The organism is Kitasatospora sp. NPDC057595 (assembly GCF_042800875.1).
Lineage (GTDB): Bacteria > Actinomycetota > Actinomycetes > Streptomycetales > Streptomycetaceae > Kitasatospora.
Window position 1 is genome coordinate 165501 of sequence record NZ_JBHVGL010000016.1, and the last position, 25813, is coordinate 191313.

A 25813-nucleotide genomic window follows, 5' to 3' on the forward strand; every position below is an offset into this window, starting at 1 on the left:
CGTCTCAGAAATCGCTGTCGCCGAGCGCAAGTTCGACAAGATCGTCGACGTCCATCGTCTCGATGGACTCCGCCGTGCCGGGGTCGTCGGGTGCCGGTTCTCCCGTGCCGGGCTCCGCCAGCCGCAGCAGCGCCTCCAGCAGTCCGCTCTCCCGCAGGCGGGAGAGCGGGACGGTCGCCAGGGTCTGCCGCAACCGCGCCTCCGGCACGCCGTCGGAGGCGCTGCCGTCGCCGGTGCCCGCGCCGATGCCCGTGCCGCCGCCCTCGCCGGCGTCCGGCAGGAGTTCGGCGCACAGGTGGTCGGTGAGCGCGCCGGGCGTGGGGTGGTCGAAGACCATCGTCGTGGGCAGTCGCAGCCCCGTCGCCGTGGCGATGCGGTTGCGCAGCTCGACCGCGGTGAGCGAGTCGAAGCCGAGCTCCCGGAACGCCCGGTCCGGCTCGATGGACTCGCCCCCAACGTAGCCGAGCACCGCCGCGGCCTCCACCTGGACGACGTCGAGCAGCGCCGCGTGCCGACCGGCCGGCGGCAGCTCCGCGAGGCGCCGCACGAGTTCCGACGCCCCGCCGCCGGCGGCCTCCTCGCCGCCGACGGCCCCGGCCAGCGCCTCCCGGACCTCCGGCAGGTCCCCGAGCAGCGGGCTCACCCGGCCGACGGTGAACGACGGCGCGAACCGCGACCAGTCGACGTCCGCCACCACCACCGCGGTCTCGTCGCGGTCCAGGGCGTCCTGGAGCGCGCTGACGGCCAGCGCGGGCGCCAGCTGCGGCAGGCCGCGCCGGCGCAGGTGCTCGGCCGCGCCGTCCTCGGCGGCCATGCCGCCCTCGCCCCACGGGCCCCAGGCCACCGCCGTCGCGGCCAGGCCCCGGGCCCGGCGCCGCTGCGCCAGGGCGTCCAGGAAGGCGTTGCCGGCCGAGTAGGCGGCCTGGCTGCCGCTGCCCCAGACCCCGGAGACCGAGGAGAACAGCACGAAGGCGTCCAGGTCCCGGTCCGCCAGCAGCTCGTCCAGGTGCACGGCGCCCGCCACCTTGGCCGCGACCACGTCCGCCAGCTCGGTCAGGTCGGTCTCCATCACGGCGGTGAACTGCGGAAGACCGGCCGCGTGCACGACGGCGGTCAGCGGGCGTTCGGCCGGCAGCGAGTCCAGCAGCCCCGCCAGTGCCTCGCGGTCGGCCACATCGCAGGCGGCGACGGTGACCGAGGTCCCCAACGCCTCCAGTTCCTCGCGCAGTTCGGCCGCGCCCTCGGCCGCCGCACCGCGCCGGCTGGTCAGCACCAGGTGCTCGGCGCCGTTGCGGGCCAGCCAGCGGGCGGCGTGTCCGCCGAGCGAGCCGGTGCCGCCGGTGATCAGCACCGTGCCGCGCGGGCGCCACTCACGGCCCGGGGTGCTGCGCGCGGCCCGCGCCAGCCGGCGGACGAACACGCCCGAGTCGCGCACCGCCAGCTGGTCCTCGTCCCCGGAGCCGACGAGCACGTCGGCCAGCCGGCCCAGGGCCCGCGCGTCCGACCCTGCGGACGGCGGGAGGTCGACCAACCCGCCCCAGCGGTCGGGGTGTTCGAGCGCGACCGCGCGGCCAAGACCCCACACCAGCCCCTGCAGCGGATGCTCGACGGGGTTGGAGCGGCCGACCGAGACGGCGGCCCGGGTGACGCACCACAGCGGCGCGTCCAGCTCGACGTCCCCGAGCGCCTGCACCAGGGTCATCGTCGCCGTGAGCCCGAGCGGCAGCGCCCGGTGGACCGGATGCGCGCGCTCGTCCAGCGCCAGCAGGGAGAGCACCCCGACGGTCGGGGTGTCCTGCGCCAGGGACTCGCGCAGCAGTTTGGCGAGCATCACGCGGTCGGTGCCGGCGTCGGCCACGATCAGCGTCGACGGCTCGGCACCGCGCTCCCGCAGCACGCGCGCGCAGGCGTCGGCGGTCCCGTCGTCGGCCGCGACGACCAGCCAGCCGCCCGTCAGCGGCCCGGACGGGAGGTCGGTCCAGGGCTTCCAGGTGGCCTGGTAGCGCCAGCTGTCCACGGTGCTCCGCGTCCTGGCCTCGCGGCGCCAGGAGGCCAGCGCGGCGAACACCGAGTCGAGCGGGGCGTCGGCGTCCAGACCGAGCCGCTCGGCCAGCGCCTGCGGCTTCCCACGCTCCACGGTGTCCCAGAACTCGGCCTCGGCCGGGTCGGCGGGAGCCGCCGCGCCGGGCCGCCCGGGTGCGCCCCGCAGCCAGTACCGCTGGTACTGGAAGGCGTAGGTGGGCAGGTCGACCCGCCGGGCGCCGGTTCCGGCGAGGACCGCGTCCCACGCCGGGGAGATGCCCCGCACGTGCAGCTCGGCCAGGGCGGTGGTGAAGGAGTCGGATTCGGGGCGGTCGGCGCGCAGGGCCGGGACGGCGACGAAGTCCGCGTCGGCCAGGGTCTCCTGGACCATCGGGGTCAGACCGCCCGGGCCGATCTCCAGGAAGGCCGTCACGCCCTTGGCGTCGAGCGTCCCGATGGCGTCGGCGAACCGGACGGCGTGCCGGACGTGCCGCACCCAGTACTCGGGGTCCGCCAACTCCTCGGCGGTGAGGGGATCCCCGGTGAGGGTGGAGACGATCGGCCGGGTCGGCTCGGCGAAGGTGACACGCTCGGCGACCTCGCGGAAGCGGGCGAGCATCGGCTCCATCAGCGGCGAGTGGAACGCGTGCGAGACGGCGAGCCGCTTCGTACGGCGGCCGTCGGCGGCGAGCAGGTCGACGACCTCCGTCACGGCGTCCTCGGCACCGGAAATGACCACCGACGTGGGACCGTTGACCGCGGCGATGCCCACCAGGTCCTCGCGTCCGGCCAGCAGCGGAGCCACCTCGTCCTCGGAGGCCTGCACCGCCACCATCGCACCACCCGATGGCAGCTCCTGCATCAACCGGCCACGCATGGCGACCAGTTCGGCGGCGTCGGCGAGCGAGAGGGCGCCCGCGACATGGACGGCGGCCAGTTCGCCGATGGAGTGGCCGGCCAGCACGTCCGCCCGCACCCCCCACGACTCCACCAGCCGGAACAGGGCGACTTCTACCGCGAACAGCGCCGGCTGGGTGAACTCCGTGCGGTTCAGCAGTTCCGCGTCCTCGCCGAACACCACGTCACGCAACGGCCGTTCGAGGTGGACGTCCAGGTGCGCGCAGACCTCGTCGAAGGCCTCCGCGAAGACCGGGAACGACGCCTCCAGCTCACGCCCCATCCCCAGCCGCTGGCTCCCCTGCCCCGAGAAGAGCAGGGCCAGCCGCCCCCGGGAGGGCGCGGCGGCCCCGCGCACCAGGCCGGCCGCCGACTCGCCCCGGCCCAGCGCGCCGAGTCCGGCGGCGAGGTCGGCCCGGTCGCGTCCCACGACGACCGCCCGGTGGTCCATGGCGGTCCGCGCGACGGCCAGGGAGAGGGCCAGGTCGGCCGGCGCCGCCGCCGGGTCGGCGTCCAGGGCGGCGAGCAGCCGGTGCGCCTGCTCACGCAGCGCCGGTTCGTCCTTCGCCGACAGCGCCCAAGGCAGGCTCCGCGGCGCATCCGCGCCGGACGGGGCCGGCGAGGCGGCGTCCGTGGCGGCGTCGGCGGGCGCCTGCTCGATGATGGTGTGCGCGTTGGTGCCGCTGACGCCGAAGGAGGAGACGGCGGCGCGCCGCGGACGGTCGGCCGCCGGCCAGTCCACCGGCGCGGTCAGCAGCCGCACCGCGCCCGCCGACCAGTCCACGTGCGGCGTCGGCTCGTCCACGTGCAGGGTGCGCGGCAGCGAACCGTGCCGGATCGCCAGCACCGTCTTGATCACACTGGCGACGCCCGAGGCGGCCTGGGTGTGGCCGAGGTTCGACTTGATCGAGCCGAGCCAGAGCGGCCGGTCCTCGGGCCGGTCCTGCCCGTAGGTGGCGAGCAGCGCCTGCGCCTCGATCGGGTCACCGAGCGCGGTGCCGGTGCCGTGCGCCTCCACGGCGTCGATGTCGGCCGTGGAGAGCCGGGCGTTGGCCAGGGCCTGGCGGATCACCCGCTGCTGGGCGGGTCCGTTCGGCGCCGTCAGACCGTTGGAGGCGCCGTCCTGGTTCACCGCGCTGCCGCGCACCACCGCCAGCACCGGGTGCCCGTTGCGCTCGGCGTCCGACAGCCGCTCCACCAGCAGCATGCCGACACCCTCGCCCCAGCCGGTGCCGTCCGCCGCCGCCGCGAAGGGCTTGCAGCGGCCGTCGGCGGCGAGCCCGCGCTGCCGGCTGAACTCGATGAAGGCGTTGGGGCTGGACATCACGGCCGCGCCGCCGACCAGGGCCAGCGAGCACTCACCCTGCCGCAGCGCCTGGGTCGCCAGGTGCAGGGCGACCAGCGAGGAGGAGCAGGCCGTGTCCACCGTCACCGCCGGGCCTTCCAGCCCCAGCGTGTAGGCGATCCGGCCGGACATCACGGAGGAGGAGCTGCCGGTCAGCAGGTGCCCCTCCACGCCCTCGGGCAGCTCGGCGAGCCCGGCGCCGTAGCCCTGGTAGCCGGAGCCGACGAAGACACCGGTCCGGCTGCCGCGCACCGAGACGGGGTCGAGCCGGGCCCGCTCCAGGGTCTCCCAGGCCACCTCCAGCAGGATGCGCTGCTGCGGGTCCATGGCCAGCGCCTCGCGCGGCGAGATCCCGAAGAACCGGGCGTCGAAGGAGGCGGCGTCGTGCAGGAAGCCGCCCTGGTTGACGTAGCTGGTCCCCGCCTTCTCCGGGTCCGGGTCGTAGAGGGCCTCGGTGTCCCAGCCCCGGTCGGTCGGGAACGGGCCGACCGCGTCCGCCTCGTCCGCGAGCAGCCGCCACAGGTCCTCGGGGGACCGCACACCGCCGGGGAAGCGGCAGCCCATCGCGACGATCGCGATCGGCTCCTCGGCCGTGGCCGCGGTCGCCGCCGCCACGGGGGCGTCTGCGGCGTCCGGTTGCGACCCGGACAGCTCGGTGGCCAGGAAAGCCGCGAGGTCCGCCGCGTTGGGATGGTCGAACACCAGGGTGGTCGGCAGCCGCAGCCCCGTGCCGGCGTTCAGCCGGTTGCGCAGTTCGACGCCGGTGAGCGAGTCGAACCCCAGGTCCTTGAACGCCCGATCGGGCGCGACCGCCTCGGGGCCGGAGTGGCCGAGCGCCCCGGCCACCTCGGTGCGGACCAGGTCGAGCAGGACGCGGTCGCGCTCCGCGCTCGGCAGCGCGGCCAACTCCTGGCCGAGGGAGGGCAGTCCGGCACCGGACCGGGCCTGCGCGTCCTCGGTTCCGGTCAACGCCTGCCGCACCTCGGGCAGTTCGCCGAAGAGCGGGCTCGGGCGGGTGACGGTGAAGGCGGGGGCGAAGCGCTCCCAGCGCACATCGGCCACCACGACCGCCGTCTCGTCCTGGTCCAGGGCCCGCTGGAGAGCGGCCACCGCGGGCTGCGGCGCCATGGCGGGCAGGCCGCGGCGGCGCAGATGGGCCTCGGCCTCCTCGCCGTCCACCATGCCGCCCTCCGCCCACGGGCCCCAGGCCACCGCGGTCGCGGCCAGGCCCCGGGCCCGGCGCCGCAGCGCCAGGGCGTCCAGGAAGGCGTTGGCGGCGGCGTAGCTGGCCTGGCTGCCGCTGCCCCACACACCGGCGACGGACGAGAAGAGCACGAACGCGTCCAGCGGACCGTCCCCCAGCAGCTCGTCCAGGTGCACGGCGCCGGCCACCTTGGCGGCCACGACCTCGGCGAGGTCCGCGAGCGTCGTGCGCTCCACCGGGGCGAACTGGGGCATGCCGGCGGCGTGCACGACGGCGGTCGGCCGGTCGGCCTCGGGGAGGTCGGCGAGCAGCCGGGCCACCGCGTCGCGGTCCGACACGTCGCAGGCCGCGATGGTCACCCGCACACCCAGCGCCTCGATCTCGGCGGCGAGTTCGGCGGCCCCGGCGGTGGACGGGCCACGCCGGCCGGTGAGCACCAGGTGCTCGGCGCCGCGCTGCGCGAGGTGCCGGGCCACCTGGGTGCCCAGCGCGCCCAGTCCGCCGGTGACGAGCACCGTGCCCCGGGGGCGCCAGACGCGCTCGGCGGTGCCCGTGCCCGTCGTGGCGGCGGCGGCTCGGTGGAGGCGGCGGACGAAGGTGCCGGAGGAGCGGACGGCGAGCTGGTCCTCCTCGCCCCCGCCGGCGAGCACGGCGACGAGCCGGCGCACCGAACGGTCGTCCAGCGTCTCCGGGAGGTCGACCAGCCCGCCCCAGCGCTGCGGGTGCTCCAGCGCCACGGAGCGGCCCAGGCCCCAGATCATGCCCTGGGACGGGCTCTGAGCGCCGTCCGACCGGCCGACCGCCACCGCGCCCCGGGTGGCGCACCACAGCGGTGCGTCCACCCCGGCATCGCCCAGGGCCTGGACCAGCAGGGTGGTCAGCGCCAGCCCGAGGGGCAGCACCGGGTGACCGGGGTGCCGGTCCTCACCGAGGGCGAGCAGCGACAGCACACCGGCGGGCGGGGCGTCGACCGTCTCGGCCAGCCGCCCGGCGAGCGCCGCACGGTCGTCGTCACCCCTCGCGGAGAGCTCGACGACGTCGGCGCCGTGCGCGCCGAGCGCCGCCCGGACCGCCACGGCGACCGGGTGGTCCTGCTCGCCGTCCGGGACCACGAGCAGCCAGCTGCCCGTCAGTCCGGCATCACCACGGACGGTCAGCGGCTTCCACTGGACCTGGTAGCGCCAGCCGTCCACCACCGAGTGCTCGCGCTGACGGCGGCGCCAGCTGGACAGCGCCGGGAGCACCGAGCTGAGCGGTGCCTCCCCGTCCACCTCCAGCCGCTCGGACAGCGAGGCCAGGTCCGCGCGCTCGACGACGTCCCAGAACTCCGCGTCGGCCGGGTCCGTCGCGACGGCTCCGCCGGCCGCCGGGGCGGACGCCTTGAGCCAGTAGGACGCGCGCTGGAAGGCGTAGGTCGGCAGGTCGTCGATGTGCCGGGCGTCGGTGCCGGTGAGGGCGGCGGTCCAGTCGAGGGTGATGCCGTGGGTGTGGAGGAGGGCGAGGGCGGTGGTGAAGGCCTCGGCCTCGGGGCGGTCGGCACGCAGGGCCGGGACGGCGACGGTGTCCGTGTCGGCCACGGTCTCCTGAACCATCGGGGTCAGGCCGCCCGGGCCGACCTCCAGGAACGCCGTCACACCGTTGGCCGCGAGCGTCTGGACGGCGTCGGCGAACCGGACCGCGTGCCGGACGTGCCGCACCCAGTAGTCGGGGTCGGCCAACTCCTCGGCGGTGAGGGGATCCCCGGTGAGGGTGGAGACGATCGGCCGGGTCGGCTCGGCGAAGGTCACGCGCTCGGCGACCTCGCGGAAGCGGGCCAGCATCGGCTCCATCAGCGGCGAGTGGAACGCGTGCGAGACGGCGAGCCGCTTCGTACGACGACCGTCGGCGGCGAGCAGTTCGGCGACCTCCGTCACCGCCTCGTCGGCACCGGAAATGACCACCGAGGAGGGGCCGTTGACGGCCGCGATGCCCACCAGGTCCTCACGGCCGGCCAGCAGCGGCGCCACCTCGTCCTCCGAGGCCTGCACCGCCACCATCGCACCACCCGACGGCAGCTCCTGCATCAACTGACCACGCGCCACCACCAGTTCAGCGGCATCGGCCAGCGCGAGGACGTCGGCGACGTGGGCGGCGGCGAACTCGCCTATCGAGTGACCGGCCAGGAAGTCCACCCGCACGCCCCACGACTCGACGAGCCGGAACAGCGCCACCTCCACCGCGAACAACGCCGGCTGCGTGAACTCCGTCCGACCCAGCAGCTCCGCGTCCTCCCCGAACACCACCTCACGCAAAGGGCGTTCGAGGTGGACGTCGAGAGCGGCGCAGGCCTCGTCGAAGGCCTCCGCGAACACCGGGAACGCCGCGTGCAGCTCACGCCCCATCCCCAGCCGCTGGCTCCCCTGCCCCGAGAAGAGCAGAGCGACCTTCGCCCCCGGCACCGCGACACCACGGACCACCGCCCCGGACGACTCGCCGTTCGCCAGCGCACGCAGGCCCTCCAGCGCCCCCGCCACATCCGGCGCGACCACCGCCGCACGGTGCTCCAGCACCGCCCTGGACACGGCCAGCGAGTACGCCGCATCGGCCGCCACCAGATCCTCACGCCCCTGCGCGTACGCGAGCAGCCGCGCGGCCTGGTCCCGCAGCGCCTCGGGAGACTTCGCCGACAGCACCCACGGCCTCGCGGCCTGGCCACCCCCGTCCGCCTCACGACGCGGGGCCGCCGCAGCCGGCGCCTGCTCGATGATGACGTGCGCATTGGTCCCGCTGACCCCGAACGAGGAGACACCGGCCCGGCGCGGACGATCGCCGGACGGCCACTCCACCGACTCGGCCAGCAGCCGCACCGCACCGCTCGACCAGTCCACGTGCGACGACGGCTCGTCCACGTGCAGGGTGGGCGGCAGCACCCCGTGCCGCATCGCCATCACCATCTTGATCACACCCGCCACCCCGGCCGCCGCCTGGGTGTGACCGATGTTGGACTTCACCGTCCCGAGCCAGAGCGGCCGCTCCTCGGGCCGGTCCTGGCCGTAGGCCTTGAGCAGGGCCTGCGCCTCGATCGGGTCGCCCAGCGTCGTCCCGGTGCCGTGCGCCTCCACCGCGTCGACATCGGCCGCCGACAGCCCGGCGTTCGCCAGCGCCTGCCGGATCACCCGCTGCTGCGCGGGGCCGTTCGGCGCCGTCAGACCGTTGGACGCGCCGTCCTGGTTCACCGCGCTGCCGCGCACCACCGCCAGCACCGGGTGCCCGTTGCGCCGCGCGTCCGACAGCCGCTCGACCAGCAGCATGCCCACGCCCTCCGCGAGGCCGGTGCCGTCGGCCCCGGCCCCGAAGGCCCGGCAGCGCCCGTCCTCGGACAGGCCGCGCTGTCGGCTGAAGGCGATGAGCGCGCCCGGGGTCGACATCACCGTGACACCGCCGGCCAGGGCCAGCTCGCACTCACCCGAGCGCAGCGCCTGCGCCGCCAGGTGCAGGGCCACCAGCGACGAGGAGCACGCCGTGTCGACGGTCACCGCCGGCCCCTCCAGGCCGAAGGTGTAGGCGAGACGGCCGGAGACGACCGCCGCCGAGTTTCCGGTGAGCAGGTGGCCTTCGAGTCCCTCCGCGTCCGCCTCGCGCAACCCGGCCGCGTAGTCCTGGCCGTTGGTGCCGGTGAAGACGCCGGTCCGGCTGCCGCGCAGGGCGGCCGGGTCGATGCCGGCCCGCTCGAACGCCTCCCAGGTGGTCTCCAGCAGCAGGCGCTGCTGCGGGTCCATGGCCAGCGCCTCGCGCGGCGAGATCCCGAAGAAGCCCGCGTCGAACTCGTCGGCGTCGTGCAGGAATCCTCCCTCGCGGGTGTAGCAGCGGCCCGGGGCGTCGGGGTCCGGGTCGTAGAGACCGTCCAGGTCCCAGCCGCGGTTCGCCGGGAGGCCGGTGATCGCGTCGGTCCCGTCGGCCACCAGCCGCCACAGCTCCTCGGGGTCGGCGACCCCGCCCGGGAAGCGGCAGCTCATCGCGACGATCGCGATCGGCTCGGCGTCGTCGCCGGAGCGGCCGACGCGGACGGGGGCGGCGGTGACGAGGTCCTGCTCGCCGCCGAAGGCCTCCTCCAGCAGGTGCCCGGCCAGGGCGGCCGGGGTCGGGTGGTCGAAGACCGCGGTGACCGGCAGCCGCACGCCGGTCGCGGCGATCAGCCGGTTGCGCAGCTCCAGCGCGGCGAGGGAGTCGAAGCCCAGCTCGCGGAACGCCCGGCCGGGGTCGACCAGCTCGGCGGCGCTGTGCCCGAGCACGGCCGCGGCCTGGCCTCGGACCAGGGCGAGCAGCGCCTCCCGGCGCTCGGCCGGCGCGAGTGCGGCCAGCCGCCCCAGCTCGGCGGAGGCCTCACCGGCCGCCGCCCCGGCCGCCCGCCGGACCGGCGTCCTGATCAGTCCGCGCAGCAGGGCGGGCACGGTGCCGCCGGCCGCCCGGGCGCGCATCGCGGCGAGGTCCAGCCGCACCGGCGCGAGGACCGGGTCGTCCAGGGTGCGGGCGAGGTCGAGCAGGCGCAGGCCTTCGTCGGCCGCGAGCGGCACCAGGCCGGCACGGGCCATCCGCTGGAGGTCACCGTCCGCCAGCCGGGTCTGCGCGCCGCGCTCCTCCCAGACGCCCCAGGCCAGCGAGGAGGCGGCGAGCCCCTCGGCCGCGCGGTGGTGGGCCAGCGCGTCCAGGAAGGCGTTGCCCGCCGCGTAGGCGCCCTGGCCGGCGCCGCCGAGGGTGCCGGCGAAGGAGGAGAAGAGGACAAAGGCGGCCAGGTCGGCGTCCCGGGTCAGTTCGTGCAGGTTGAGTGCCGCGTCGACCTTGGGGCGCAGGACCTGGTCGAGCTCCTCGGGGGTCAGCGAGTCGACCAGGCCGCCCGCGACCACGGCGGCCGCGTGCACGACGGCGGTCAGCGGCCGGTCCTCGGGGATGCCCGCCAGCAGGTCGGCGAGGGCGTCGCGGTCGGCCGCGTCGCAGGCGGCGAGGGTGACGGACGCGCCGAGGGCCGTCAGCCGCGCGCGCAGCTCGGCCGCGCCCTCGGCATCGGGTCCGCGGCGGCCGGTCAGCACGAGGTGGCGGATGCCGTGCTCGGTGACGAGGTGTTCGGCGACCAGCCCGCCCAGCGCGCCGGTGCCGCCGGTGATCAGGGCGGTGCCGTTCGGGTCGAGCGGCGCCGCGGTGACGTCCCCGGCGGCGTCCGGCGCGGTGCGCAGCGGGACGCGGGCCAGCCGGGCGACGGCCGCCGTCCCGGCGCGCAGGGCCAGTTGCGGCTCGCCGGTGGCGATCGCGGCGGGCAGCAGCCGGTAGGAGTCGGGGTGGTCGTCGATGTCCGCCAGGACCAGCCGGTCGGCGTACTCGGACTGCGCCGAGCGGACCAGGCCCCAGACCGGCGCGTGGTCCAGGCCCGGGGTGTCGGCCCCGGCCCCGGTGGCCACCGCGCCGCTGGTCAGCAGCACCAGCCGGGAGCCGGTGAGGCGCTCCTCGGCCAGCCAGTCGTGCAGCAGTGCGAGGGTGTCGCGCGCCGTCGCCCGGACGGCCTGCGCGCCGGCCCCGCCGGTGGGCAGGACGGCCACCACCACCTCGGGCAGCGGCGCTGCGCCCGTCGCCACGGCCTCGGTCAGTGCCGCCGGGGTGGCGAAGGCCCGCGGCGGCCGGGGACCGTCCAGCAGCGCCCGGACGGCCGCCGAGGCGTCGTCACCGAGCACCGCCCAGGGGCCTTCGGGTGCGGTGGCCGGCACGGGCAGCGCCGTCCAGTCCACCCGGTAGAGGGCGTCGTGGTGTCCGCCGCGGGCCGGGCGCAGCTGTTCGTCGCCGACCGTGCGGAAGGAGAGCGTGCCGACCCCGGCCACCGCCCGGCCGGTGCCGTCGGCGACGGTCACCGACACGGCGTCGGTGCCGGTGGGGGCCAGCCGCACGCGCAGTTCGGCGGCGCCGGTGGCGTGCAGGCGCACCCCCTCCCAGGAGAACGCCAGCCGTCCGGTGCCCATGTCGCCGAGCGGGCCGAAGCCCACGGCGTGCAGCGCCGCGTCCAGCAGCGCCGGGTGCAGGCCGAACCGGGCCGCCTCGGGCTGCGCCTCGGCGGGCAGGGCGACGGTGGCGAAGACCTCCTCGCCGCGCCGCCAGGCGGCCCGCAGGCCCTGGAAGACCGGGCCGTAGTCGAAGGAGCGCTCGGCGAGGCGGTCGTAGAAGCCGGTGAGGTCGATCGCGGTGGCGTCGGCGGGCGGCCAGTGGGTGAGGTCCTCGCCCGCGTCGGCGGGGCCCGTGCCCAGCACGCCGGTGCCGTGGCGGGTCCACTCGTCCTCGGCGGGGGCGTCCTCGGGCCGCGAGTACAGGCCGAAGGAGCGCCGGCCGTTCCCGTCCGGGGGGCCGACCGAGACCTGCACCACCACGCCGCCGTGATCGGGCAGCAGCAGCGGCGCCTCCAGGGTCAGTTCCTCCAGCAGGCCGCAGCCGACCTGGTCGCCGGCCCGGATCGCGAGCTCGACGAAGGCCGTGCCCGGCAGCAGCACCGTGCCCAGCACGACGTGGTCGGCGAGCCAGGGGTGGGTGTGCGCGGAGAGCCGGCCGGTGAGCAGCAGGCCGTCGGAGTCCGCCAGCGTGACGACGGCGCCCAGCAGCGGGTGGTCCGCCGCGCCGAGCCCGAGGCCGGCGGCGTCACCGGCGGTGTGCGGGGCGTCCAGCCAGTACCGCTGGTGCTGGAAGGCGTAGGTGGGCAGCGGGACGGTGCGGGCGCCGGTGCCGGCGAGGACCGCCGGCCAGTGGACTCCGGCCCCGTGTGCGTGGGCCTCCGCGACGGCGCGCAGCACCCGGGCCGGGCCGCCCTCGCCGCGGCGCAGGGTGCCCAGCGCCACGGCCCCGCCGCCCAGGGCGTCGACGGTCTCCTGCATGCCGATCGTCAGCACCGGGTGGGCGCTGACCTCGATCAGGACGCCGTGGCCGTGGGCCACCAGCGCGCGGGTGACCTCCTCGAACCGCACGGTCTGCCGCAGGCTCCGGTACCAGTAGTCGGCGTCCAGCTCGGCCGTGTCCAGCGCCGTGCCGGTCACGGTGGAGTAGAACGGCACGTCGCAGGAGCGCGGAACGATGTCCGCGAGCTCGGCCAGCACCCGCTCGCGCACCGCTTCGACCTGCGCCGAGTGCGAGGCGTAGTCGACGGCGATCATCCGGGCCCGGACGTCGTCGGCGACCAGGCCGTCGCGCAGTTCGGCCAGCGCCTGCGGGTCTCCGGACAGGACGATGGACGAGGGGCTGTTGACGGCGGCCACCGACAGCCGCTCGCCCCAGGGCGCGAGGCGCGGGGTCAGGCTCTCCAGCGGCAGGTTGACGGACATCATGCCGCCCAGGCCGGCCAGGACGGTCAGCGCGCGGCTGCGCAGCGCCACCACCTTCGCGGCGTCCCGCAGGGAGAGCGCGCCCACCACGCAGGCGGCGGCGATCTCGCCCTGGCTGTGCCCGGCCACCGCCTCGGGGCTCACCCCGTAGGAGCGCCACAGCTCGGCCAGCGAGACCATCACGGCGAACAGCACCGGCTGCACGACGTCCACCCGGTCCAGTCCGGGCGCTCCCTCCTCCCCGCGCAGCACGGCCGTCAGCGACCAGTCCACGTAGGGGGCGAGGGCGTCCTCGCACTGGCCGATCCGCTCGCGGAACACCGCGGAGGCGTCGAGCAGTTCGACGGCCATTCCGGCCCACTGCGAGCCCTGGCCGGGGAAGACCAGTGCGACCTGGCGGACGTCCTCGGCGACGCCGCGCACCAGGTCCGGCTCGGGCGAGCCGGCGGCCAGCGCGGCCAGCGCCCTGTCGAGCCCGGCCCGGTCGGCGGCGAGCAGCACGGCGCGGTGCTCGAAGGCCGAGCGGGAGGTGGCCAGGGAGAGGGCGACGTCGAGGGCGTCGAGTTCCGGCTCCGCGGCGAGGTGTGCGTGCAGGCGTCCAGCCTGGGCGACGAGGGCGGCCTGGTCCTTGCCGGACAGCACCCAGGGGATCAGCGGCAGCGCCTGCCCGGGCGCCGACGGCTCGCCGTCGGCCGGCTCGCCCTCCGTGTCCGGCTGGGGCTCCGGCTGTTCGAGGACGAGGTGCGCGTTGGTGCCGCTGACGCCGAAGGCCGACACGCCGGCCCGCCGGGGCGCGCCCGTCTCGGGCCAGGCGGTCGCCTCGGTCAGCAGCGTCACCGAGCCGGCCGACCAGTCGACGTGCGGCGAGGGCTCCGTGACGTGCAGCGTGGGCGGCAGCACCCCGTGCCGGATCGCCTGCACCATCTTGATCACACCGGCGACACCGGCCGCGGCCTGGGTGTGGCCGATGTTCGACTTGATCGAACCCAGCCGCAGCGGCCGGTCGGCGGGCCGGTCCTGACCGTAGGTCGCCAGCAGCGCCTGCGCCTCGATCGGGTCGCCGAGCGCGGTGCCGGTGCCGTGCGCCTCCACCGCGTCCACCTCGGCGGGCGACAGCCGGGCGTTGGCCAGCGCCTGCCGGATGACACGCTGCTGGGACGGCCCGTTCGGCGCCGTCAGACCGTTGGAGGCGCCGTCCTGGTTCACCGCGCTGCCGCGCACCACCGCCAGCACCGGGTGCCCGTTGCGCCGCGCGTCCGAGAGGCGCTCCACCAGCAGCACGCCGACGCCCTCGCCCCAGCCCGTGCCGTCCGCCGAGGCGGAGAACGCCCGGCACCGGCCGTCGGGCGACAGGCCCCGCTGGCGGCTGAACTCGGTGAACGTGGTCGGCCCGGCCATCACGGTGACGCCGCCGGCCAGGGCCAGCGAGCACTCGCCCTGACGCAGCGCCTGGACGGCGAGGTGCAGGGCGACCAGCGAGGACGAGCAGGCGGTGTCGATCGTCACCGCCGGGCCCTCCAGTCCCAGGGTGTAGGCGATCCGGCCGGAGACCACGCTGCCCGAGTTGCCGGTGCTCACGTAGCCCTCGATGCCCTCGGGCAACTGCGGCAGCCGGGAGGCGTAGTCGTGGTACATGACGCCGGCGAAGACTCCGGTGTCGCTGCCGCGCAGCGAGCGCGGGTCGATCGAGGCCCGCTCCACCGCCTCCCAGGACGCCTCCAGCAGCAGCCGCTGCTGCGGGTCCATCGCCAGCGCCTCGCGCGGGCCGATGCCGAAGAAACCGGCGTCGAACTCGGCCGCGTCGTGCAGGAAGCCGCCCTCGCGGGTGTAGGTGGTGCCGGGGTTCCCGGGGTCCGGATGGTAGAGCGACTCCAGGTCCCAGCCGCGGTCGGCCGGGAAGCCGGAGATCGCGTCGCCGCCCTCCGCGACCAGCTGCCAGAGGTCCTCGGGCGAGCTGACCCCGCCGGGGAAGCGGCAGCTCATCGCCACGATCGCGATCGGCTCGTGGTTCCGGCTCTCGACCTCCCGCAGCCGCTGACGCGCATGGCGCAGGTCGACGGTGGCACGCTTGAGGTAGTCCCTGAGCTTGTTCTCGTCAGTCATCTGAAATTCCGTTCCGCGATGCCGAGGGGAGTACGTGCCGGTCGGTTTGCCATCGCTTGCCATCGCTTGCCGTCGATTGCCGGTCGGTCAGGTGCCGAGCTCGTTGTCCAGCAGCTCGAAGAGTTCGTCGTCGGTGGCCGATTCGACCGCGGAGGTGTCGTGGTCGGCGCCGCGCTGCCCGTCCTGCGCCCCGTTCCACTTCGCGAGCAGGACCTCCAGGCGCATGGTGACGGTGCTGCGCAGCCCGCGGTCGGACGGGGAGGCGGCCAGCGCGGCTTCGAGGCGGTCGATCTCCGCGAGCACGGACGGGGGCTCCGCCTCTCCCCCGGCCGGCAGCGAGGCGCCGAGGTGCTCTGCCAGGGCGGTCGGCGTCGGGTGGTCGAACAGCAGGCTCGCCGGCAGGCGCAGTCCGGTGACGGCGCCGAGGCGGTTGCGCAGTTCGACGGCCGTGAGCGAGTCGAAGCCGAGGTCGCGGAACGCCTGGCCGGCGCCCACCGCCTCGGCGGAGGCGTGGCCCAGGACGGCGGCGACCTCACCGCGGACGGTGGCCAGCAGGATCCGCCGGCGCTTGTCCTGCGACGCCCCGGCCAGCTGCTCGGCCAGCTCGCCCGCGCCCGGCCGGTCCGGCCGACGGGCCGGGACCGGCACCAGGCCGCGCAGCACGGCGGGCAGCGGATGGCTCCCGGCCCGGGCGCGCAGGGTGGCGAGGTTCAGCCGCACCGGGAGGAGGACGCCGGGGCCACCGGTCGTGGCCGCCGCGCGGGCCGTGTCGAAGAGGGCCAGGCCCTCGCGCCCCGACAGCGGTGCCACCCCGCCGCGGGCCATCCGCCCGAGCGTCTCGGCGCCCGCCTCGCCCAGCATCCCCTCGTCTCCGGCCCACGGCCCCCAGGCGAGCGAGACGCCCGGCAGGCCCTGCGCGCGGCGGAGCTCCACCAGCGCGTCCAGGTAGGCGTTGGCGGCCGCGTAGTTGGCCTGCCCGGCGGTGCCGAGCGTGCCGGCGAGGGAGGAGAAGAGCACGAACGCGGTCGACGCGCGGTCCCGGGTCAGCTCGTGCAGGTGGAAGGCCGCGTCGACCTTCGGACGGAACACCCGGTCCAGCCGCTCCGCCGTCAACGAGTCCACCAGCGCGTCGTCCAGCACACCGGCGGCGTGCACGACGGCGGTCAGCGGGTGCTCGGCCGGCACCGAGTCGAGCAGCGCGGCGAGCGCGGCGCGGTCGGCCACGTCGCAGGCCGCCGTCGTCACCCGGGCGCCCAGGGCGGCCAGTTCGGCCTCGAACTCGCCCGCGCCGTCCGCCTCCGGCCCGCGCCGGCTGGTCAGCAGCAGGTGGCGCGCACCGTGGACCGCGACCAGGTGCCGCGCCACCTGCCGGCCCAGCGCCCCGGTCGCGCCGGTCACCAGGACGGTGCCGTCTGCGGCCTCCGTCGCGGTGCCGGCTGCCGACGTGTCGGAGGTCGTCGGGTCGGGGGCCGCCGTACGCGCCAGCCGGGGTACGAACGTCCGGCCCGCCCGTACCGCCAGTTGCGGTTCGTCCGCCGTCACGGCGGCCGCCAGCACGGCCGGCAGGGCGTGCGCGGACTGCTCGTCGTCGTCCAGGTCGACCAGGACGAAGCGGCCCGGGTGCTCGGACTGCGCGGAGCGGACCAGGCCCCAGACCGCCGCCTGGGCCGGATCCGGCCGCTCCAGTGCGCTGTCGGCCGGGACGTCGGGTGCGACGGCGCCCTGCGTCAGCACCACCAGCCGGGCGGCGTCGGAACCGGCCTCCTCCAGCCACTCGCGCACCAGCGCCAGCACGTACCCGGTCGTGACCCGGGCCGCCTCCGGACCACCCGGCGCCGCGCCGGGGGCCGGGGGCAGCAGCGCGACCACGGTGTCGGGCAGGGCCGGCCCGGCGAAGAGGGTGGACAGGTCGGCGTGGACCTCGGGGGCGCGGCCGGCGGCACGCAGGGCCGTGGCCGGTCCGTTCTCCGCGCCGCCCACCAGCGCCCACTGCGACGGTTCGCCGGCGGTGCGCGCGGGTTCGGCGAGCGGGAGGGGCACCCAGGTCACCCGGTAGAGCGCGTCCGGCTGCCCGGTGCGGGCAGCGGCCAACTGCTCCGCGGAGACCGGCCTCAGGACGAGGGAGTCGACCGAGGCGACGAGCCGCCCCGCCCCGTCCGCGGCCAGCAGGGACACCGCGTCCGCTCCGGCCGGGGCGATCCGCACCCGCAGCACGACCGCGCCGGACTCGTACCGGCGCACCCCGCTCCAGGAGAAGGGAACGCGGGTCCGGCCGGTGTCGGGCAGCAGCCCGCCCAGGGCGACGGCGTGCAGTGCCGCGTCCAGCAGCGCCGGGTGGACACCGAACCCGGCGGTCTGCGTGCCCTCGGGCAGGGCGACCTCCGCGAACACGGTGTCACCCTGCCGCCAGGCCGCCCGCAGGCCCCGGAACACCGGGCCGTAGTCGAGCCCGGAACCCGCCAACCGCTCGTACAGCGCCTCGGTGTCGAGCACGCCCGCCCCCGGCGGGGGCCAGGCGGACAGCTCGAACTGCGCGCCCGGGCCGCCGGCACCGAGCACGCCCGTGGCGTGACCGGTCCACGGCTGGTCGGGCGCGTCAGGGTGGGCCGCGCGGGAGTAGATCGTCAGCGTGCGGCGGCCGGCGCCGTCGGCGGGGGCCACGACCACCTGGAGCTGGACACCGGCCTGCTCGGGCAGGGCGAGCGGCGCCTGGATCGTCAGCTCCTCCAGGAGGTCGCAACCCACCTCGTCGGCGGCCCGCAGCGCGAGGTCCACCAGAGCGGTGCCGGGAAGCAGTACGGTGCCCAGCACCGCGTGATCGGCGAGCCAGGGATGGGTGGGCAGGGACAGCCGACCCGTGAGCAGCACGCCCTCGCCGCCGGCCAGTGTGACGGCGGCTCCCAGCAAGGGGTGCTCGGCCGCCGACAGGCCCGCCGAGGTGACGTCGCCGACCGCCGGACCGGACTCCAGCCAGAAGCGGCGGCGCTGGAAGGCATAGGTCGGCAGGTCGACGCGTCGGGCGTCGGTGCCGGCGAAGACGGCGTTCCAGTCGAGGGTGATGCCGTGGGTGTGGAGCCGGGCGAGGGCGGTGGTGAAGGACTCGGCCTCGGGGCGGTCGGCGCGCAGGGCCGTGACGGCGACGGTGTCGGGCGACGTCTCTTGGACCATCGAGGTCAGACCGCCGGGGCCGACCTCCAGGAACGCCGTCGCTCCCTGGTCCTCCAGGGTCTGCACGGCGTCGGCGAACCGGACGGCGTGCCGGACGTGGCGCACCCAGTAGTCGGGGTCGGCCAACTCCTCGACGGTGAGGAGCTCCCCGGTGAGGGTGGAGACGATCGGGCGGGTCGGCTCGGCGAAGGTGACACGCTGCGCGACCTCGCGGAAGCGCGCCAGCATCGGCTCCATCAGCGGCGAGTGGAAGGCGTGCGAGACGGCGAGCCGCTTGGTGCGGCGGCCGTCGGCCGCGAGCAGCTCGGCGACCTCCGCCACGGCGTCCTCGGCACCCGAAAGGACCACCGAGACAGGGCCGTTGACCGCTGCTATGCCCACCAGGTCCTCGCGGCCGGCCAGCAGCGGCGCCGCCTCGTGCTCGGCGGCCTGGACCGCCACCATCGCGCCACCCGACGGCAGCTCCTGCATCAACCGGCCACGCGCCACCACCAGTTCGGCGGCGTCGGCCAACGAGAGGGCTCCCGCGACGTGCGCGGCGGCGAACTCGCCGATCGAGTGACCGGCAAGGAAGTCCGCCCGCACGCCCCACGACTCCACCAGGCGGAAGAGCGCGACCTCGATCGCGAACAGCGCCGGCTGAGTGAACTCCGTCCGGTCCAGCAGCTCCGCTTCCTCGCCGAACACCACCTCGCGCAAAGGCCGTTCAAGGTGGGCGTCGACCGCGGCGCAGGCCTCGTCGAAGGCCTCCGCGAACACCGGGAAGGCCGCCTCCAGCTCGCGCCCCATCCCCAGCCGCTGACTCCCCTGCCCCGAGAAGAGCAGCGCGACCTTCGCTCCCGGCACCGCGACACCACCGACCAGCGCCCCCGACGGCTCACCGTTCGCCAGCGCGCCCAGGCCCTCCAGCGCCGCCGCCACATCCGGCGCGACCACCGCCGCGCGGTGCTCCAGCACTGCCCTGGACGTGGCCAACGCGTACGCCACATCGACCGCCACCAGGTCGTCACGCTCCCGGGCGTACGCGAGCAGCCGTGCCGCCTGGTCCCGCAGCGCCTCGGGAGACTTCGCCGACAGCACCCACGGCACCGTCACACCACCGTCACGGCGCGGGGCCGACACGACCGGGGCCTGCTCGATGATGACGTGCGCATTGGTCCCGCTGAAGCCGAACGAGGAGACGCCGGCCCGGCGCGGACGGTCGCCGGAGGGCCATGCGACCGGTTCGGTCAGCAGTCGCACCGCACCGCTCGACCAGTCGATGTGCGGGGACGGCCGCTCCGCGTGCAGGGTCCTGGGCAGGACGCCGCGCTGGAGCGCCTGAACCATCTTGATCACGCCGCCGACCCCGGCCGCCGCCTGGGTGTGACCGATGTTCGACTTCAACGAGCCCAGCCACAGCGGCCGTTCACGGTCCTGCCCGTACGTCGTCAGCAGCGCCTGCGCCTCGATCGGGTCACCCAGCCGGGTGCCCGTGCCGTGTGCCTCCACCGCGTCGATGTCCGTGGGGGCGAGCCCGGCGTTGGCCAGCGCCTGCCGGATCACCCGCTGCTGGGCGGGGCCGTTGGGTGCCGTGAGACCGTTGGAGGCACCGTCCTGGTTGATGGCGCTGCCGCGCACCACCGCCAGCACCGGGTGTCCGTTGCGCTCGGCGTCCGACAGCCGCTCCACCAGCAGCATGCCGACGCCCTCGCCCCAGCCCGTTCCGTCGGCCTCGGCGCCGAACGCCTTGCAGCGGCCGTCCGGCGCCAGCCCGCGCTGCCGGCTGAACTCGACAAACGCCCCCGGCCCGGCCATCACGGTGACGCCGCCGGCCAGCGCCAGCGAGCACTCGCCCGAGCGCAGCGCCTGCACGGCCAGGTGCAGGGCCACCAACGAGGACGAGCACGCCGTGTCCACCGTCACCGCCGGCCCCTCCAGGCCGAAGGAATAGGAGAGCCGCCCCGAGATGACGCTGCCCGAGTTTCCGGTGCCGAGAAAGCCCTCCACACCCTCGGGGACCGTCTGCAGCGAGGAGGCGTAGTCGTGGTACATCACCCCGGCGAAGACTCCGGTGTCCGAGCCCTTCACCGACGTCGGGTCGATCCCCGCCCGCTCGAACGCCTCCCAGGACGTCTCCAGCAGCAGCCGCTGCTGCGGGTCCATCGCCAGCGCCTCACGCGGCGAGATTCCGAAGAACGCCGCGTCGAACTCGCCCGCGTCGTGCAGGAACCCGCCCTCGCGGGTGTGGCTGGTGCCGGCCTCGTCGGGACCGTCGGCGGAGAGCAGGCCGAGGTCCCAGCCGCGGTCGACGGGGAACTCGGAGATGGCGTCCGTGCCCGAGGCCAGCAGCTGCCACAGCTCCTCCGGCGAGCTCACTCCGCCGGGGTAGCGGCAGCTCATCGCGACGATCGCGATCGGCTCGTCCGCCCGGGCCGCGGTGACGGCGGCAGCGGCGGGGCGCGGTGCTTCGGCCAGCTGATCCCGCAGGAAGCCGGCCAGCGCGGCGGGCGTCGGGTAGTCGAAGACCAGGCCGGCCGGCAGTCGCACACCGGTGGCGGCACCGAGCCGGTTGCGGAGTTCGACGGCCGTCAGCGAGTCGAATCCCAACTCGCGGAACGCCTGCGCCGCTTGGATCGACTCGGCGCGGCCGTGGCCCAGGACCGCGGCGGCATGGGTGCGCACCAGCTCCACCAGCAGCTCGTACTGCTGCGCTTCGGACTGCCCGGCCAACCGGAGCGCCGTCGCCGACGACGCCCCGGACCGCCCGGCCTCGGAAGCGGCGACGCGACGCACCGAGGCGGGCACCAGGTTCCGCAGCACGACCGGCAGGTCCCCGGATCGGGCCGACTCCCGCAGGACCCGGGCATCCCAACGCGCCGCCACCACGACCGGATCCGCTGTGCGCAGGGCGGCGTCGAAGAGCGCCAGGCCGTCCTCGGTCTCGATCGCGGTCATCCCGGACCGGGAGATCCGGCGCCGGTCCACATCGTTCAACTCGCCGCTGAGCGCACTGTCCTGGGCCCACAGGCCCCACGCCATCGACACCGCCGGCAGCCCGGCCGCCCGGCGCCGCCGCGCGAGCGCGTCCAGGAAGACGTTCGCCGCCGCGTAGTTGCCCTGCCCCGCACTGCCGAACACCCCGGCGGCGGAGGAGAAGAGGACGAACGCCGACAGCTCCAAGTCCCGCGTCAACTCGTCCAGATGCAGCGCCGCATCCACCTTCGGACGGAACACCCGGTCGATCCGCTCCGACGACAAGGACGCGATCAGCCCGTCGTCCGTCACACCCGCCGCATGCACCACCCCCGTCAGCGGATGCTCCGCCGGGACGGCCGCCAGCAGCGCGGCCAGCGCGTCACGGTCCGCCACGTCACAGGCCTCGACAGCGACCTCGGCACCCGCCGCCGTCAACTCCGCCACCAGCTCGGCCATGCCCTCGGCACCCGCACCCGAACGGCTCACCAGCAACAGCCGCCGCACGCCGTGCCCGGCGACCAGATGCCGCGCCACCAGACGCCCCAGCGTGCCCGAGGCGCCCGTCACCAGCACCGTGCCACCCTCGGCCAAGGGAACAGCAGCGCTCTCAACGGCAGCCACCCGCGCCAGACGCGGCACCAGCACCCGGCCACCACGCACCGCGACCTGCGGCTCACCCGACGCCACGGCCGCCGACACCGCCACCCCGACGTCCCCGGCCCCCGGTTCCACATCCACCAGCACGAACCGGCCCGGATGCTCCGACTGCGCCGACCGCACCAGACCCCACACCGCCGCCTGACCCGCATCAACAGCACCCTCCCCGGCCCCGCCACGGGTCACCACGACCAACCGCGAACCCTCGAAGCGCTCCTCTCCCAACCACTCCTTCAACAGCTCCAACACGCCGCCGACAACCGCACGCACACCCTCGGCACCCGCACCCGACGGCGGGCACACCACCGCCAGACGCCCGGGCACCTCCGCATCAACCCCCGGAGCCTCCAGACCCTCACGGACCTCCACCTCGACAACCTCACCCGCCGCCACCGACCCCGGCACCCACTCCACCCGGTAGAGCGTGTCGCGCTGCTCGTCGCGCGCGGCGGCCAGCTGCTCCGCGGCCACCGGGCGCAACATCAACGACTCGACCGACAGCACCGGCCGGCCGGTACCGTCCGCAGCCAGGAGCGCGACCGTGCCCGTGCCGACGCCGGAGCCGGCCGCCGGGGTCAGCCGGACCCGCAGCGCGGTCGCCCCGGTGGCGGACACGCTGACCCCGCTCCACGCGAACGGAATCCGCCCCTCGTCCGGCTCCGCGACGAAGTCGCCCAGGCCGACAGCGTGCAGGGCCGCGTCCAGCAGAGCGGGGTGCACACCGAAGCCCGTCGCCGCGACGCCCTCCGGCAGCGCGACCTCGGCAAAGACCTCGTCGCCACGTCGCCACCCGGCCCGCACACCCCGAAACACGGGGCCGTACGCCAGGCCCAGTTCGGCGAGACGGTCGTACAGCCCGTCGACGTCGACCCCGACGGCGCCCGCGGGCGGCCACGCGGCCGGCTCGGACTCCACGCGCTCCGCCGCCGACGGCTGGGCCGTCGCGAGCACACCGGAGGCGTGGCAGGTCCACGGCACGGCGGCGGTGGCGTCGTCCAGCCGTGAGTAGAGCCGCACGGCGCGACGGCCCGACGGGTCGGCGCCGTCCACCTGGACCTGGACGTGAACACCGCCCTGCTCGGGCAGCACCAGCGGCGACTCCAGGGTCAGCTCCTCGACACGGTCGCAGCCCACCTGGTCGCCGGCCCGGATCGCCAACTCCACCAGCGCCGTGCCGGGCAGCAGGACCGTTCCCATCACGACGTGATCCGCCAGCCACGCGTGCGTCGCGAGCGACAGCCGGCCGGTCAGCAGCACACCGTCACCGTCGGCCAGCGTGACCGCCGCTGCCAGCAGCGGGTGGTCCGCCGACCACAGGCCCGAGCCGGTGAGGTCACCGGCGGCCGGGCGGGTGTCCAGCCAGTACCGCTCGTGCTGGAAGGCGTAGGTCGGCAGGTCCACGCGCCGGGCGCCGGTGCCGCTGAACACGGCGTCCCAATCGAGGGTGATGCCGTGGGTGTGGAGCTGGGCCAGGGCGATGGTGAAGGCCTCGGCCTCGGCGCGGTCGGCGCGCAGAGCCGGGACGGCGACGGTCTCGGCCAGACTCTCCTGGACCATCGAGGTCAGGCCGCCGGGGCCGATCTCCAGGAACGCCGTCGCTCCCTGGTCCTCCAGGGTCTGCACGGCGTCGGCGAACCGGACGGCGTGCCGGACGTGCCGCACCCAGTAGTCGGGGTCGGCCAACTCCTCGGCGGTGAGGAGCTTCCCGGTGAGGGTCGAGACGATCGGGCGGGTCGGCTCGGCGAAGGTCACGCGCTGCGCGACCTCGCGGAAGCGGGCCAGCATCGGCTCCATCAGCGGCGAGTGGAACGCGTGCGAAACCGCGAGCCGCTTCGTCCGCCGACCGTCGACCGCCAGCAGCTCGACGACCTCCGCCACGGCCTCCTCCGTGCCCGAAAGCACCACCGACGTAGGCCCGTTCACGGCCGCGATGCCCACCAGGTCCGCACGGCCGGCCAGCAGCGGCGCCACCTCGCCCTCCGAGGCCTGCACTGCCACCATCGCGCCGCCCGACGGCAGATCCTGCATCAACCGGCCACGTGCCACCACCAGTTCGGCGGCGTCGGCCAGCGAGAACACGCCCGCGACGTGAGCCGCGGCCAGCTCACCGATCGAGTGACCGGCCAGGAAGTCCGCCCGCACACCCCACGACTCCACCAGCCGGAACAGCGCCACCTCCACCGCGAACAACGCCGGCTGCGTGAACTCCGTCCGGTTCAGCAGCTCCACGTCCTCCCCGAACACCACCTCACGCAAAGGCCGTTCAAGGTGAGCGTCCACGGCGGCGCAGACCTCGTCGAAGGCCTCCGCGAACACCGGGAACGCAGCGTGCAGCTCACGCCCCATCCCCAGCCGCTGGCTCCCCTGCCCCGAGAAGACCAGGGCAGCCAGACTCCGAGGGGCCACCGCCCCGGTGACCACCCCCGCGGCGGGCTCGTCCCCCGCTAGCGCGCCCAGGGCCTCGCACAGGTCCTCGCGGTCCGCCGCGACGATCACCGCCCGGTGGTCGAGAGCGGCCCGCGTCGTCGCGGTGGAGAAGCCGAGGTCCGCCACCGTGAGCCCGGGGTCGGCATCCGTACGGGCGAGGAGGCGTGCGGCCTGTTCGCGCAGCGCCGCCGGGCTCTTGGCCGCGAGCAGCACGGGAACCAGCGGCCGGAGCGGCCCGGGGACCTGCGGGGCCTCGGTGGCCGGCTCGCCGGCCCCGGCTTCGGGGGCCTGCTCGACGATGACGTGCGCGTTGGTCCCGCTGAAGCCGAAGGAGGAGACGGCGGCGCGCCGCGGACGCTCGCCCGCCGGCCAGGCCACCGGTTCGGTCAGCAGCTCCACCGCGCCCGCCGACCAATCGACGTGCGGCGTCGGCTCGTCCACGTGCAGGGTCTTCGGCAGCAGCTCGTGCCGCAGCGCCTGGACCATCTTGATGATGCCGCCCACCCCGGCCGCCGCCTGGGTGTGGCCGACGTTGGACTTCAACGACCCGAGCCACAGCGGCCGTTCGCGGCCCTGCCCGTACGTCGCCAGCAGCGCCTGCGCCTCGATCGGATCGCCCAGCGTCGTCCCGGTCCCGTGCGCCTCCACCACGTCCACGTCCGCCGCCGACAGCCCCGCGTTCGCCAGCGCCTGGCGGATCACCCGCTGCTGCGACGGCCCGTTCGGCGCGGTCAGACCGTTCGACGCACCGTCCTGGTTCACCGCCGAACCCCGCACCACTGCCAGCACCGGATGCCCGTTGCGCTCCGCGTCCGACAGCCGCTCCAGCAGCAGCACACCGACACCCTCGGCCCACCCGGTGCCGTCCGCCGCCGCCGCGAAGGCCTTGCAGCGGCCGTCCGCGGCCAGCCCGCGCTGCCGGCTGAAGTCCACGAACGCCGTGGGGTTGGACATCGCGGTGACACCGCCGGCCAGCGCCAGCGCGCACTCCCCCTGCCGCAGCGCCTGCACCGCCAGGTGCAGCGCCACCAGCGACGAGGAGCACGCCGTGTCCACCGTCACCGCCGGCCCCTCCAGGCCGAAGACGTAGGCCACCCGGCCCGAGACGACGCTGGCGGCGCTGCCCGTCCCGATGTAGCCCTCGACGTCCTCGACGGCCTGCTGCAGGACGGCCGAGTGGTCGTGGTACATCACGCCGGCGAACACGCCGGTCCGGCTGCCCCGCAGCGAGGTCGGGTCGATCCCCGCCCGCTCGAAAGCCTCCCACGAGGTCTCCAGCAGCAGCCGCTGCTGCGGGTCCATGGTGAGGGCCTCACGGGGTGAGATCTCGAAGAGGCCGGCGTCGAAGAGGTCGATGCCGTCGAGGAATCCGCCCTCCCGCACATGGCTGGTGCCGCGGGTGTCGGGGTCGGGGTCGTAGAGCGCGTCCAGATCCCAGCCGCGGTCGGCGGGGAACTCCGAGATCGCGTCGCCGCCGTCCGCCAGCAGTCGCCAGAGGTCCTCCGGCGAGTCGACGCCGCCGGGATAGCGGCAGCTCATCGCCACGATCGCGATCGGCTCCTGCTGGGAGTCGTCGATCTTCTGGAGCCGCTCGCGGGCCTCGTGCAGGTCCGCCGTCACACGTCGGAGGAAGTAGCGGAGCTTATCCTCGTTGTTCACCTGAGGCCACCCTCTTGCAGATATCTCGTGGAGCCGGGATCCGGC

General features: G+C 75.6%; 2 protein-coding genes. Both read right to left on the reverse strand.

Translation table 11 applies throughout. From position 1 onward, the window contains the following. Positions 1-4 precede the first annotated feature (4 nt). A complete protein-coding gene (locus ACFU9E_RS23860; protein ID WP_380715322.1) occupies positions 5-14962 on the reverse strand; it encodes a type I polyketide synthase in 14958 nt (4985 codons plus the stop codon). Positions 14963-14986: 24 nt separating this feature from the next. Beyond that, a complete protein-coding gene (locus tag ACFU9E_RS23865) occupies positions 14987-25768 on the reverse strand; it encodes a type I polyketide synthase (protein ID WP_380715324.1) in 10782 nt (3593 codons plus the stop codon). Positions 25769-25813 lie beyond the last annotated feature (45 nt).

What these genes read in the sequence shown, in the direction of transcription:
- ACFU9E_RS23860 (WP_380715322.1), bottom strand. Translation starts at nt 14,962, where the DNA reads ATGGCAAGCGATGGCAAACCGACCGGCACGTACTCCCCTCGGCATCGC.